Here is a 14,644-nt window from a genome sequence, read left to right as displayed (position 1 = left end):
AAAATGTTCAATCTTATAAAAAGATAGAAAACTCTCACCTGCATTTTAGAAAAACGTGCATCTTTTAAAGTGCTATGAATATTTCAGGTTAATCTATATATTGTGTATATTTTGTGAATTTAACACAATATATAGATTTATTAAAAGAAATGCCATTATAATGGGTAAAGATTCCTTTATGAATGGAGTGAGTTAGATGGGCAAGAATGTCCAATTAGTAAGTGAGTTTGATGAAATAATGAAAAACAATAATCAAGACTTTATCCAAGAAAATGCAAATATTGATGGGATGTCACCGATGAGTCATATGATGCAATTTGCTGCTACTGCTTCCAAGTATTATACAATGGAGCATTTGTTAAAGAAAGAGGTGAGAGAGGCACATCAAGAAGGATATATTCATATTCATGATCTTGATTTTTTTTCTTCTGGTACGACAACTTGCTGTCAAATCCCATTAGCTAAACTCTTAAAAAATGGGTTTAATACTGGTCATGGATTTATGAGAGAGCCAAAATCTATTATGAGTGCAATGGCGCTTACATCCATCATTTTACAAGCTAACCAAAATCAGCAACACGGGGGACAATCTATCCCAATGTTAGACTATGATCTAGCACCATATGTATATAAAACATACTGCCAAAATAAGCTTCGTTTAAGTGACTTAATAGATGACAGTGAAGAGTTGGAACGTAGTGCTTGGAAATGGACAGAAAGAGAAACTTACCAAGCTTGTGAGGCATTTATACATAATTGTAACTCGATGCATGTGTGACCCGTTTACTAGTGAAAAGCTGGTACAACAATTTTTTATTGTTAGAACTGATATTCTGAGAAGTAGAATGATAGGGTAACGCCTTGAAATGCTTCCTCTGATACTCCGACGTGCCTGATAATGGGTTAACATTTGATGGTACGAAGCTCGGTGAAGTCGGCAGAGAGCAACCGAAAATCTTTTTGATTCGAAACCTATTCAGAGGTGAATAGCGTAGCCTATATGCCGGGAGTCCATAAAATACCTATGGTTAGAATGTGGTTGGCAAACCACCGACGAACCATTGACCTAAAGAGTCTATAGTGTGATATGTAGAAATGCATATGCCTACATTGTTAGGTGCTTGAGGGGTTTAGTAAAATGGTGCATTATGAAACACCCTTCATCATTAAAGGTGATGACGTTCAAGCAGGCTCATAGATGGAACCTAAGGGTATATGAAAGGATAAGAATATCGGAACGGGGAAAGCTCGGAACGCAGAGGATTAACCACCAATGAGGCGTAAATACGGTTCAAAAGCAATTTGTTATAACGTATTAAATCCGAGTGAGAGCGGAGGCACAGTACCTTTGAAGCCATGGAAACATGGTGGAGGGATAGCCTCTAGTCGAAATAGTAAAATCATGGTTCTTTTGTAATAATCATAAGGTTCGAGTATGACTAAGAGAGGTGGTAACACCGACTTATGACTATGGCTAAAAAGAAGAAAAGTCTACGGTACAATGAATATTACAATATTCAGGAAGTCTATGACCAGCTATATCTCGAATCTAATGAAGGCAATGTGTTCAAAAACCTCTATGAAATTATTATTAGCGAGGAAAATATCAAACTAGCATACAGAAACATTAAGAAAAATAGAGGGAGTAAAACTAGTGGTACGAACAGACGAACTATCTTAGATATTGGTGTGGAAAATGTTAACGACGTCATCTCTTACGTTAGAAGAAGGCTTAACAACTATCAACCACAAACAGTAAAAAGGAAATTGATTCCTAAACCAAATGGGGATTTACGTCCTTTAGGAATTCCGACAATTGAAGACAGGCTTATCCAACAATGTATAAAACAAGTCTTGGAACCTATCTGTGAAGCTAAATTCTTTAATGAAAGCTATGGTTTCAGACCAAATAGGAGTACTCAACACGCAATTGCAAAATTTTACAGCTATGTTCACTCCTCCAAATGTTTATACTCTGTAGATGTCGATATTAAAGGATTTTTCGATAATGTTAATCACGGAAAACTTCTAAAACAAATTTGGAGCTTAGGCATTCAAGACAAAAAGTTAATCTCAATAATTAGTAAAATGTTAAAAGCAGAAATGAAAAATGAGGGAAAATCATCAAAAGGTGTACCTCAGGGAGGAATCCTCTCCCCACTTCTGTCAAACATTGTACTAAATGAGCTTGACTGGTGGATTGCTTCACAATGGATTGAATTTCCTGCAAAACAGCGCTGTGGAGGAAATGGTAAGGGGAACTTTAAAAATTTACCTTACAAAAATAATTCAAATAAATTGAATGCACTTAGAAACGGAACCAAATTAAAACAGTGCTTTTTCGTCCGATATGCAGATGACTTCCGAATCCTAACTAATAGCTATGAAAATGCCAAAAAGCTTTATATTGCAACTATCAACTGGCTTAAGGAAAGGTTAAACTTAGAAGTTAACGAAAGGAAATCAAGTATTGTAAATCTTAAGAAAAACTATACAGAGTTCCTTGGCATTAAGATTAAAGTACAAAGGAAGAAAAAACGTTACGTTATCAAATCACATATGGTTGACGAAGAGAAAATTCGAATTAAATCAGAGATACGTAAGAAAATAGACGAAATAGAAAATAGCAACACTCCAAAAGAAGTGTATAAGCTAAACTCACTTATTATTGGGGTGCACAACTACTACAGTATTGCAACCAACGTTAACAGGGACTTCAGTGACATTGAGAACGATACGTTATACAGATTAAAACAGAGATGGAAAAAATGTGTTTCACATCGAGGGCATTTTTCTGAAACATACAAAAAGCACTATGGTCAATATGCTCATCGAAAACAATACTTTATGCATAAAATTGCATTATATCCAATCTCAGGTATCAAGTTCAGGCGACCAACCTTATTTAATAGCAGAATTTCCAATTATACAGATGAAGGTAGAAAGCTTGTTCATGATAAATTAATCAATGTTAATCAATTCGTTCTTAAACATATTATGGAAAATCCTATAGTCTATCGGAGTATTGAATATAATGATAACCGAATTTCGCTATATTCTGCTCAACACGGTAGATGTTTTGTTACAGGATTAGAACTAACAATCAATGATATGGAATGTCATCATAAAATACCAAGACAAAAAGGTGGAACGGATGAATACAGTAACCTAGTATATCTCCTTACCAATATACACTTGCTAGTACACACTAATAATGACAGGACACAGAAGCGTCTCATTAAGAGATATAGCCTTCAGGAGGAGGAAATGAAAAAGATTAACGAACTCCGAAAGCTAGTGGGAAATTACAACATTACCTTTTAGTAAATTTTTGATTTTACTATTTCGATGGCACGCCGTATGAGCTGAAAGGTTCACGTACGGTGTAGAGTGGGGGAAAACATGGTGATAACTTCAAAATGTTACCTATCACTATTCAAGAGGTGGGGGGCAGACTCCATTTGTTTCAGTAAATTTAGGGACAGATCTATCGAGGGAAGGAAGAATGTTAACAAAGAACTTGCTACTCGCAACACAAGCAGGTCTTGGTGCTGGCGAAACGGCAATTTTTCCTATCATCGTATTTAAAGTGAAGGATGGAATAAATTATCAAAAAGAAAATCCAAACTATGATTTATTTCGTTTAGCAATTGAGACAACAAGTAAAAGATTATTTCCTAACTTTGTTTTTATCGATGCGCCATTTAATTTAGCGTATTATGACGGTACTCCTCATTCAGAAGTTGCAACAATGGGATGCCGAACAAGAGTAATGGGAAATATCCATGGAAGGGAACAAACAATTGGAAGAGGGAATTTATCTTTCACAAGTATTAATCTCCCTTTGCTTGGCTTAGAGTCCAATACAATAGAATCGTTTTTTTATAAATTGAATGAAACGATAGACTTGGTTATTGAACAACTGCTAGAAAGATATCATTACCAAGGAAAGAAAAAAGTAGCAAATTTTAAATTTTTATATGGACAAGGAGTTTGGCAAGGTGGAGAAGAGCTACAGATGGATGCTCAACTAGATGAACTTTTAAAGCAAGGAACATTATCGATTGGGTTTGTTGGTTTAGCAGAGTGTTTAGTTTCTTTGCTTGGTTTTCACCATGGAGAAAGCGAAAAGGCGTATGAGCTTGGTTTGCGCATTGTTCAGTTTATGCGCCAAAAAGCGGATCAAGCAATGGAAAAATATCAGCTGAACTATTCACTGCTTGCAACACCTGCGGAATCCTTTGCGGGAAAAGCATTACGGGCAACTAGAAAGAAGTTTGGAATTATTAGAGGAGTGACGGATAGAGATTATTTTACTAATAGTTTTCATATCCCCGTCTACTATCCAATATCTATTTATGAAAAAATTAAACGGGAAGCACCATTTCATTCTTTAACGAATGCGGGTCATATAACATATGTCGAACTAGATGGTGATGCTAGTAAAAATATGGAGGCGATGGAGAAAATCGTCCGGACAATGAAAGAATCAGGGATTGGCTATGGAAGTATTAATCATCCAGTGGATCGCTGCATAAGCTGTGGCTATAAAGGGATTATTGATAACGAATGTCCTAAGTGTGGAGAAAAGGAAGAGACAAAGATTGAACGGATACGAAGAATTACTGGATATCGTGTGACACGTTCTTAACTGAAAAGGTTAAGCACGAAGTTGAATTATTACATTAAGTAATGAGACAAACTTTGGAGAACTGACAATCTAAGGGATAGAATGATGGAGTAACGCCCTGAAATGTCCCCACTGATACTCCGACTGGCTAAGAATCGTACAACAAATGATTGGTCAGAAGCTCGGTGAAGTCGACTGAAGTTTACCCTAACATAAACAATATAAGTTTGATGAGGAAATATCTCCAGAGGTGGAGGTTGTAAATAATAGGTCGGGTGTCAAGTTCTATGGTGAGAATGTACAAGCTTCATAAGAAAGGTACTGACGAACTTCCGAATGAAAGGGTCTTAGTGATACCATACAGAAATGTATGGCTCCATGGTAATTGGAGATTGTGAGGATGAGTAGCACGGTAACCACGAAAATCCTTACATCGTTAAAGGCGATGTCAAGCAATCAGGCTCAAAGGAAGCACCTAAGGAACTTAAATGATAGGATTGTTGGAACGTGGAAAGCCAAGAACGTTGAGGCAGTTGTAGGCTAGTGAAGCGTTAGATAGGAAATTCATAAGGATATAACTATCTTTAATCTTGGTGAGAGCAGAGGCATAGTACCGTTGAAGTGGAGATAATAATCCATGGAGGGATAGCCTCAAGTCGTATTTACATTTTAAATTGAAAACATTATAAACACAGCTTCGAGTATGACAAAGAAAATCCATCCAATAAAGGAGGGATGCCTGTGTTGACTTCGAAGCAGAATAAAACACTGAAAAAGAAGTTACCGAAGATAAGTCAAATACGTCACTCGGAATATTACGATATGCAAACAACATTTGATAGATTATATGAAGATAGCACAAAAGGAAAAAATTTCAACAGTTTAATTGAGTTGATAACAACACCTGAGAACATAATGTTGGCATATAGAAATATAAAGAAGAATGACGGAAGCAATACTCCAGGAATAGATGGGAGAACAATTGATGACTTATCAAAGCTAAATGAAGAAGACTACTTAAAATTAATCAATAGAAAGTTCAGTAATTACCGACCAAATACAGTAAGAAGGGTAGAAATACCAAAAAGGGATGGTAAGAAAAGACCTTTAGGAATACCAACCATTATTGACCGCATTGTACAGCAATGTATAAAGCAAGTAATAGAACCAATAGTTGAAGCTAAATTTTATTATCACTCCTATGGTTTCAGACCTGACCGTTCTGCTGAAAATGCAATAGCAAGAGTTATGCAATTAATGCAAAATTCAAACATGCACTACGTGGTAGATGTGGACATCAAAGGATTCTTTGATAATGTTTGGCATAGTAAATTAATAAAACAACTTTGGACACTAGGAGTCAGAGATAAGAAGTTGTTATCAATAATTAAAGCAATGCTAAAAGCACCTGTGGTACTTGAAAACGGAAAAGTAATATATCCGACAAAAGGAACATCACAAGGTGGAATATTATCACCTTTGTTAGCAAATGTAGTATTAAATGAACTAGATAAATGGATTGAATCACAATGGGAAAGCTTTCCTATGCGTAGTCCATACAAACCTTATATAAGGAAAAATGGTTCAGTTGATAACTCAGCAAAATATTCGAAGCTTAAAAAAGACTCAAAGTTAAAACCAATATTTATAGTAAGATATGCAGATGATTTTAAAATCTTTTGCAAAAGCTATAATGAAGCAATAAGAACCTTTGAAGGAACAAAGAAATGGCTAGAAGAAAGATTGAAACTTGACATATGTAAAGAAAAATCGAAAATAGTCAATCTTCGTAAGAAATATTCAGAGTTCCTTGGTTATAAGCTAAAAGTCCACTTAAGCCCAAAAAAGAATAAATGGGTTGTTAAATCCTATATGTGCGATAAGGCAAAGGAAAGAATCATAATACAGATAAGAGAAGCAATCGAGAAAATTGAGAACACACAAGAAAAAGAAAAACAATATCAAGCAATAAGCAGATATAATGCATTAGTAATGGGTGTTCATAATTATTATCGTATAGCGACACATATATCAGTAGATTGCCGTAATATTGAATGGAGAACAGGTCATATGCTTAAGAATAGGCTAACAAGAATAGGCTTAAGCAAAGAACCAAAAGGTAATATGAAAGATAGCAGTATATACAAGTCAAGTGTTCTAAAATGGTATGGTAAATCTAGAAGATTAAGATATCTGAGAAATCACTATATTCTTCCGATAGGTTTTGTTTCAAATAAAATCCCAATGTCAAGAACTCGAAAGATTAATAGATATACAAAAGAAGGAAGAGCATTAAAACATCAAAATTTAAAGTTTGATACGGGCGTACTAAGATGGTTAATGCGAAATCCAGTAAAGGGTCAGTCTATAGAATACGCAGATAATAGAATATCATTGTATGCTGCACAATATGGAAAATGTGCAGTGACAAATGAATTGTTAGAAGCGCATGATATACATTGTCATCATAAGGTTCCGAAACAATATGGAGGCAGTGACAACTACTCGAATTTATTAATTGTCTCAGAAACAGTGCATAAACTAATTCACGCAACAAAAAAAGAGACACTTAATAAATATCTAAAGATATTGGGATTAAATGAGAAACAGCTAAGAAAACTGAACAAATTAAGATTAATAGCCAAAGTAGAAAGTATTGTAGAAGAAATTTAGCGTTGGGTAAAGAAACGAATATACAGTGAAATATATCTTCTTCGAAGTGTGTAAGTAATGTTTAAAACAAATAGAATGTGAAAACGATGGAACGCCGTATGAGCTGAAAGGTTCACGTACGGTGTGGAGCGGGGGAAAAGTTCAATCTGAAATGATTGTTTACGGAGGAAAACCTGACAACAGGAGGAACCAAAGACTTACCTATCGCTATTTGTTGGATCACTTGATCGTTGGAATACAGCTAAGCGTGCAGAAGAGCGGGAAAGGGTTAAACATCGTTGAGAGTATTATCAATAGTTGAAGATAGTGTTGTCGATGGTCCAGGATTAAGAACTACTATTTTTTTTGCGGGGTGTACTCATTATTGTAGAGGGTGTCATAATCCAGAGAGCTGGCGAATAGATGGAGGAATCGAGATGTCAATTGACGAAATGATGAGTCAATTGAATCGAAATCCATTAAATGATATTACCTTTAGTGGTGGAGAGCCAATGCTACAAATAAGAGAACTTATACGATTAGCTAAAAAATGCAAAGAAAATAATAAAAATATTTGGTGCTATACAGGATTTCTCTGGGAAGAGCTAGTGACAGAATTTAAGGAAGAGTTTGCGGAATTAAGTATATATTTAGATGTTTTAGTTGATGGCCGGTTTCTAATCGAACAAAGAGATTTAAGTCTCCTTTATAAAGGAAGTAAAAACCAACGAGTGATAGATTGTCAAAGAAGTTTAAAGCAGCATAAACTGGTTTTATATGGCGAATAGAACAGAAAAGAAAGGCACTTACTATTTTAGTAAGTGCACTTTCATTTATGTCAAACGAGGTTTTTTATTCAATTCTTTGTTATCATCTTCATTTTTAAAGATTGCTTTTCTAACATAAGGCAGTACCCAGCGATCAAGACCGTAATATCCTGCATTTGCTCCAGCAATCATGATAATCATGCCCAATAAGATATCTGTTGGGTTATGAGAAATGGTGCCAGCAAGCAAGAAACAGAAATTCATTAATACTCCAAAGAATGCTGCAGCAGTTGTGAAACAACCTAAAATTAACCCAAGACCGACTAATGTTTCTCCAATAGGAACGAGAACATTAAATAAACCTACATTCGGTAATGCAAATCCTTCTACAAAACTAGTGTACCAGCCATAGACTGCTCCGCCATCTGGACCCATGACTGGGTTAGTAACTGCATTTGTTAAAAATCCAGAAGCATCAAAACCCCCACCAGTAAGTTTACCAAATCCAGAAGTAAACCAAGAATAGCCAAGGAATAAACGAATGATGGTTAAAATGCCAGCTGCAATTTTATTTTCTCTTAAAAATCCGATAAACATAAGAATCATCCTTTTCTTATTTTTCGTTTTTATTATTTACAAGTTAAATATATCAAATACTTATTAAAATAAAATAATAATGTGAATCAATTCACAAATCATTCAAAAGAATATGTCTTAAATGTGAACTTTCTTGATAAGAAAAGTGATTTATGTAACATAATTGTTTAGAAACAGGGTTTAAGCACATAAACTGTTATTCATGATAAAATAATTGCACAAGGAAAAAAAACTATTATTCACATAGAAGATTTTTATAAAGGGGAGACATCAATGACGAAAGTAACCATCATAGCTGGTGGACACAAAATAGACTCAAGATTAACAGGTATCTTACAATATACTGCTGACTTTTTAGAAAAAGAGAAGGTTGAAGTCCACGTCATACAAGTACATGAATTGCCAAGCGCTGCCTTAATTACCGCTGATTTTATGAATAAAGAAATTAAGGAAGCAAGACAAAACGTAGAACAAAGTGATGGAGTGATTGTCCTATCACCTGTATTTCAGGCTTCTTATTCAGGCATCATTAAGACATTTCTAGATCTATTGCCACAAAAGAGTCTTCGAAATAAAACGATACTTCCTTTAATGCTTGGAGGAAGCTATGCTCATTTATTAGTAATAGATTACGCATTGAAACCTGTGTTAGCAAATTTAGGTGCAACCAATATCTTAACAGGAGCCTATGTTACCGATAATCAAATTACAAAGCAAGTCAATCAAAACTATCTACTAGATGCAGATGCGCAAACAAGGATTACTAACCAATTAGAGCACCTACTTGAAGGAGTTTAATAACGGTGTAAAAGTGATGGTTTGCCCGTCACTTTTTATTTTTTTCTAGAATAAGGGAAGAGGACATGGTATGATTGGGGTAGAGGAAAATATTAATACCATGACTTGTTAGCTCAGTGGGAGAGCACTTGCTTGACAGGGAAGGGGTCGTGGGTTCAAGTCCCTCACAGGTCATCAAGAGAAAAGAGTCTTAATTCCTTGTCCAGAAAGGGATTGAGGCTTTTTTTGTTTTTGTTTTACTTTGTACATTTTCTAATGAATACCTTCGTGGCATCCATATGGCATCCAAAAAAGTTATCCCTCTTTTGAAGGCCCAAATAGCGTATCATCCAATTTATCAGAGGCATTTCTTTGCATGTTCGGTAATAGATGACCATAAGTATCCATTGTGGTAGTTATTTTGGAATGACCCATTCTTTCAGCAATTAATTTGATTGGCTCATTTTGATAAATCATTAATGAAGCATGAGAATGCCTTAGATCATGAAACCGAATTTTTGGCAGGTCTGCTTCTTGAATCAGTCTATTGAAAGTTCTGACAAGATTTCTAGGATTGAGCGGTGTGCCAACATTGGAACAAATAACTAAGTCATGATGATTAAATACAGCATTACTATCACCTATAAACTGTTCTTTTTCCCTTTGCATTTTTTGATAATGATCCTTTAAAACTTTAATGGTAGAAGGGGACAAAGCAATTGTTCTAATACTGGAATCAGTTTTTGCGCCTTTTTTTAACCTTTTTCCGTCATGTTCCAGGATTTGTCTAACAAATAAAGTCCTATTATGAAAGTCGATATACTTCCATTGTAGTCCGAGAATCTCACCTTGTCTTAGACCAGTCATGATTGCTAAATAGAATGCGCAGTAAAGACGATCCTCCTTAGCAGCATTTAAGAATTTTTTAATTTGATCAATATCCCAAATGTTTAATTCCTTTTTGCTCACCTTTGGTCTATCAATCTGTTGGGCAACATTCTTTGGCACGTCACCAACTTTGACTGCATAATTTAGACAAGTATTTACTATATTAAAGATTCTTCGGATTGTAGAACCAGCCAATTCCTTTTTATGCATTTCTGCGATCATCTTTTGAATGTGGATAGGTCTTAAATTGGATAAAGGTATTGAGCCAAGGGAAGGCAGAATATGATTAGCTAAACCATATTCATATAATTTAATGGTTTGATTACTAATCGACATTTTCTTTAACGAGAACCAATCCTCCATATAATTTTTAAAAAGTACTTTGGATGGCTCTATATAGGTTCCTTGAATTATTTCAACTTCTATTTTTCTTAATTCTTCAGTAGCTTCTTTTTTTGTTTTAAAACCTCGTGCTTTTTTTTGTTTTCTTTCCCATATTCATTTTTATAATTTAGTATCCAATACCATGTGCCTCTTTTATTATCCTTATAAACCGGCATTTGTAGTTTAACTCCTTTCAAGGTAAAGCCCATCCCTTTTTTAGAGTTACCGATAAATTAAGTATATTCTAAAATGGAAAGGGATGGACGATACAATTAATTCCATTATGGCTATTTATTTGCCTTCAAACCATTTTATAAAAGCGGATTTAGGCACTTTAATTCTTCGGTTCAGCCTAATTACATGGAATTGTCCAGAATTAACTAACTCATAAGCCTGTACTCTACCAATATTGAGGAAGTTTTTTATATCACTTACATCTAAGACATCTGGTAATTGCTGATATTTATTTGTATTATCCATAAAAAGTCCTCCCAAAATAATTTGTGTTTCCAATCATAAGGATAGTAACCATTCATCATGTTTCTCAAGTTCTCTGATCGTTTAATTTTTAAATGGAGAAACTTGTAGCCTGCCTCTCGAATGTATTGTTAAACAAGTTTAGCAGTATAATAGTGTGTTTTTCCAAATTCATTTCTTTTAGAATGGCTGATGGATTGTGTGATAAAAGTTGAGCCTTATCTAAATTATTGTTATTTAGTTTTTGTGAGTGATCCTCTTAGAGTTGTAAGGCTTGAATTCTTGTGAAGTGCGATGTTATTTAATGAGTAAGAACCTTTTTAGTGATAGTTGTTGGAGAATCATCACATTGCTATTGTTTGTTTTCTTTTCTAGATAGATATGCTAGGGTTTTACAGGAATCACTACAGTATTTTTTTCGACCAGATTTTGTAAAGGGGATGCCACAATGTTCACAATCAAGTATTTCTGTATCATTACTAATAAGTTCCCATAAATCATAATAGATTGCTCCTAGTAAATAATTTGTACTATATGATTCCTTCATACGAAATCCGATTTCTGATTTTTCAGATCTAGTAATATTGGAAAAGTCTACATCAATAGCTCCTTTTAAACCATTCCTCACCAAGGTAGTAAATATATATGCCCCTGTTATTTGATCATAAAGTTCATAATCTATATCATCAGTCTTTTCTTCATAGTTAATTGGAATTACGCCGCCCTCTACCCATTCGAAAGAAATTTTTCCATCGGTTTCTTTATATTTTATAAGTTCCCCAATAATATCAATGTTTTGATTTTTATGCTTTTTCTTTAGCATGTTATATAACTTTAATAATTTTTTTATTTGGTTAATATAAAATCTCCAAAAATAGATAGGTTCAAATACTGTTGGTCCATAATCCGTTGTTTTAAAAGAGGGCATTATAACACCTAGTAATCCATATTCCTTTGCAAATTCAAGAATTTCTTTGTCAGATTTTAGAGAAGCAAATTTAGTAGCAAGGCCTTTGGGTTCTTTTAAGGTAAATGTATAATCTTTTGGAAAGGAGAAGATACAAGGGCTATTAGCATTTACTAGTTGATGGTTTATAAAAAAGTCATAATTTGCAGAAGCAGCTCTTCCTTTTGTTAATTGAAGGTGAAATAATCTTTTAAAGTCTGAAACCATCTTTTCTCCATGTGTAGAATCTCTTTCATATATAGCATGAAGGATGGATTCCAACTCTGTTTCACTTAATACAGACGAGTTATACATGTTAATTTGTTCAGGTTGATGAATGGAATAGAATGATAGGCTCAATAATAGTTCCTCCTTAAAAATTTACGTTATTTTACGATATAAATGTGATTTTTTGTTTTTTATGGTAAAAATTTACGTTAAAATGATTATACAACGACAATAATGACAATGGCAAGAGAGGAGAATAAGAGAATGGTAAAAAATGAAGATATTAGAATGGCAATTAAAGAGGCGGGATTAAAACAATGGCAAGTGGCAGATGTATATGGACTATCTGAAGGCAATTTTAGTCGCTTGCTACGTAAAGAGCTACTTCCAGAAAGAAAGGAAGAAGTTTTTATAGCTATTGAAAAAACAAAAGAGAATGTAGAAAAAGGAGAAAAAATTAAATAGCATAAAATGACTTTACTTAGTGATCTACTGGTTCTTTACCTCATGAAAAATTTGGATCTATTCAAGCTCATTTATCACAATAAGAGTCGGAAATGGGGATTATAAATGGTTTTTTTTATGACGTTTTGTAAACTTAAAATTAGCGAAAGCCTTGATGCATTAGAATATTTCTAGTTTACAAGAAAAGGAGCCAAAAGATGAATAAACATTTTACCAAAGACATCAGAATTAACAAGCCTCAAGACATTAGAAGAATGCTAGCAAAGGTAATTAATATTTTGCTTAAGGATGGAGAAATGACTATAGATAAAGCGAAAACAATAGCAACATTATCCAATACAGCTTTGAAATCAATGGAATTAGGGGATTTAGCGGAGAGAATAAACAAGCTTGAAAAAATTTATGAAAACGAGGAATAAAACAAATTACTTACCTTACCATTACAAGGAAATAAACTATTTATTTTTATTCTCAATTTTTCAAAAGGAGAGGTTTTGAATGAGTTTAAAATCCCGACTGAATAATCTTGAGCAAAACATAAAGCCAAAGGAAAAAGATCCAGCTCAAGACTGGAATGAACGTCTTAGAAGGCAAGAGGAAATAGACAGCCTTTCTCCGGCTATCGAACAAGGAAATTTGCAAGCATGTATTCGCTATTGCGAGTTGTCTGAGGAAACTATTCTGGACACCCTATATTCTTACCGAGATGTTTATATTAAGGTTGCTGCAGAATCCAGGGGGGAAGAACCAAATTATACGAAACAAATAAGCATGGATATTTGGTATCAAAATCTAAAGGCCACCTATAGATATCTTAAAGAAAAGGCTGTTTCTCCGGATACAAAGGAACCAATTTTAAAGGTTTGGCAATCTCAGAGTTAAGTCGGTTTGAATAACTTCAGTTCAGTTAAGAAGGGGTAATTATTAGGAATAGCATAAAAAGTGCAAAAATAGCGCCTTTTTATTCGGATAGTGGAGGGAAGTTAGTTTAATAGGGATGATTTTTTCAGATGTGAATGCTTATTTACTTGATCATACGGATATTATCGCTACTAAAAGATATGTGAATATATGGGGACAAGATCTGGAGCACAAGCAAAGTTATATGGATTAAAAATTTAGGTGACATATCCCAATTTGTATTTTACGAATAAATGTTCGGTTTGGTGGGTTAATAAAAGAGATGGCAAATGAGTTTGGCGGCTCTACCATCTCTACACAAAAAAGCAGAAGATTAACTTCTAATTAAATTTTAGCAAGTTTCTTTTTCTGTGTCAAAAGGAGCAAAGGACATGAATTTATTTTCCATAATTGGTGGCAATGCATTTGTTATATTCAATAAAGAACTAGCTCATGAGGTATCCATAAATGGAGCAATTATATTTGGTCAGCTATGCTCCAGTTACGAAAGCTTTGAAAGTAAAAATATGCTCTCTACATACAAAGGAGAGAAGTACTTTTATCTAACAAGTGAAACTATACAAGAAGAGACAGCTCTATCTTATAAGCAGCAAGTAAAAGCTATCAAGGATTTAGAAGAAGCTGGTTACATTAAAACGGTAATTATGGGGTCTCCAGCAAAGAAATACTTCCATATTACTAATAAGATAATGGAACAGTTTACAAAAATCAGTTCTGACAAAAGGGAAGAGTTGAAGAAGGAAAATAAACAGGAGATTAGTGATCTAGGGGCTGCTGAAGATAAATTTAGGATTGACAAAAAAGAAGAGCAAGCATGTATCAAAGTAAGCGTCAAACTATACCCACATGGTTTGACGCTTTTTTATATGCGATAATCTCCTAGAGATTACACATAATGGAGGTTTTGCTATA

The 14,644-nt window shown here is 34.2% G+C and carries 12 protein-coding genes, 1 tRNA gene and 2 pseudogenes; 11 read left to right on the top strand and 4 right to left on the bottom strand.

The genetic code is table 11. The features are described 5' to 3' along the window. Positions 1–196: 196 nt before the first annotated feature. The 5 genes and pseudogenes from nrdD (ACTNDN_RS23545) to nrdG all read left to right on the top strand — a co-directional run. Positions 197–772 (top strand): annotated as a pseudogene (nrdD, locus tag ACTNDN_RS23545) (anaerobic ribonucleoside-triphosphate reductase); the annotation flags it as partial. A 692-nt stretch (positions 773–1,464) separates the two neighbouring features. Further along, entirely contained in the window at positions 1,465–3,324 is a 1,860-nt protein-coding gene (ltrA, locus tag ACTNDN_RS23540) for a group II intron reverse transcriptase/maturase (protein WP_441132442.1), read from the top strand. A gap of 88 nt (positions 3,325–3,412) precedes the next feature. After that, positions 3,413–4,639: pseudogene (nrdD, locus tag ACTNDN_RS23535) on the top strand (anaerobic ribonucleoside-triphosphate reductase); the annotation flags it as partial. Positions 4,640–5,452: 813 nt separating this feature from the next. Next, the gene (gene ltrA / locus ACTNDN_RS23530) at positions 5,453–7,303 is read left to right on the top strand and encodes a group II intron reverse transcriptase/maturase (RefSeq protein ID WP_441132440.1); all 1,851 of its coding nucleotides are present in this window, start codon (positions 5,453–5,455) and stop codon (positions 7,301–7,303) included. Between the two features lie 278 nt (positions 7,304–7,581). Continuing rightward, positions 7,582–8,070 (top strand): anaerobic ribonucleoside-triphosphate reductase activating protein, encoded by a 489-nt coding sequence (nrdG, locus tag ACTNDN_RS23525; protein WP_031536809.1) that lies wholly within the window; start codon positions 7,582–7,584, stop codon positions 8,068–8,070. A 45-nt stretch (positions 8,071–8,115) separates the two neighbouring features. Here the strand turns inward: nrdG and ACTNDN_RS23520 are convergent, their stop codons facing one another. Continuing rightward, positions 8,116–8,646, bottom strand: coding sequence for a DoxX family protein (locus ACTNDN_RS23520; protein WP_031536810.1), 531 nt, complete (start codon positions 8,644–8,646; stop codon positions 8,116–8,118). Positions 8,647–8,919: 273 nt separating this feature from the next. On the opposite strand from ACTNDN_RS23520, the gene ssuE reads away from it, so the two are divergent. Together ssuE and ACTNDN_RS23510 are read left to right on the top strand one after the other, a co-directional pair. Then, positions 8,920–9,444 carry an NADPH-dependent FMN reductase gene (ssuE, locus tag ACTNDN_RS23515; protein ID WP_251630027.1) on the top strand — a complete coding sequence of 175 codons (525 nt, stop codon included), beginning with the start codon at positions 8,920–8,922 and terminating at the stop codon, positions 9,442–9,444. Positions 9,445–9,546: 102 nt separating this feature from the next. Then, a tRNA-Val gene (locus tag ACTNDN_RS23510) sits at positions 9,547–9,618 on the top strand. A gap of 120 nt (positions 9,619–9,738) precedes the next feature. Here ACTNDN_RS23510 and ACTNDN_RS23505 read toward each other — a convergent pair. The 3 genes from ACTNDN_RS23505 to ACTNDN_RS23495 all read right to left on the bottom strand — a co-directional run bounded on the left by ACTNDN_RS23505 (position 9,739) and on the right by ACTNDN_RS23495 (position 12,478). Then, complete coding sequence (locus ACTNDN_RS23505; protein WP_396953906.1) at positions 9,739–10,809, bottom strand: tyrosine-type recombinase/integrase; 1,071 nt, start codon at positions 10,807–10,809, stop codon at positions 9,739–9,741. 177 nt (positions 10,810–10,986) lie between these two features. Next, positions 10,987–11,175 (bottom strand): helix-turn-helix domain-containing protein, encoded by a 189-nt coding sequence (locus ACTNDN_RS23500; RefSeq protein WP_251630029.1) that lies wholly within the window; start codon positions 11,173–11,175, stop codon positions 10,987–10,989. A 349-nt stretch (positions 11,176–11,524) separates the two neighbouring features. Then, positions 11,525–12,478 carry a hypothetical protein gene (locus tag ACTNDN_RS23495; protein ID WP_251630030.1) on the bottom strand — a complete coding sequence of 318 codons (954 nt, stop codon included), beginning with the start codon at positions 12,476–12,478 and terminating at the stop codon, positions 11,525–11,527. Between the two features lie 132 nt (positions 12,479–12,610). Between ACTNDN_RS23495 and ACTNDN_RS23490 the strand changes: the two genes are divergently transcribed. From ACTNDN_RS23490 to ACTNDN_RS23475, 4 genes are all read left to right on the top strand, one after another. Further along, positions 12,611–12,811 carry an aldo/keto reductase gene (locus ACTNDN_RS23490; RefSeq protein WP_251630031.1) on the top strand — a complete coding sequence of 67 codons (201 nt, stop codon included), beginning with the start codon at positions 12,611–12,613 and terminating at the stop codon, positions 12,809–12,811. A 197-nt stretch (positions 12,812–13,008) separates the two neighbouring features. Next, a complete protein-coding gene (locus tag ACTNDN_RS23485) occupies positions 13,009–13,230 on the top strand; it encodes a hypothetical protein (protein WP_251630032.1) in 222 nt (73 codons plus the stop codon). Positions 13,231–13,309: 79 nt separating this feature from the next. Beyond that, positions 13,310–13,693 carry a hypothetical protein gene (locus ACTNDN_RS23480; RefSeq protein ID WP_251630033.1) on the top strand — a complete coding sequence of 128 codons (384 nt, stop codon included), beginning with the start codon at positions 13,310–13,312 and terminating at the stop codon, positions 13,691–13,693. Positions 13,694–14,103: 410 nt separating this feature from the next. After that, complete coding sequence (locus ACTNDN_RS23475) at positions 14,104–14,607, top strand: hypothetical protein (protein WP_251630034.1); 504 nt, start codon at positions 14,104–14,106, stop codon at positions 14,605–14,607. Positions 14,608–14,644: the final 37 nt, after the last annotated feature.

The organism is Niallia sp. HCP3S3_B10 (assembly GCF_052064465.1).
GTDB lineage: Bacteria > Bacillota > Bacilli > Bacillales > Cytobacillaceae > Niallia > Niallia hominis.
The sequence above is the reverse complement of the archived record's forward strand: the minus strand, read 5'-3'. Positions and strand labels throughout refer to the sequence as shown.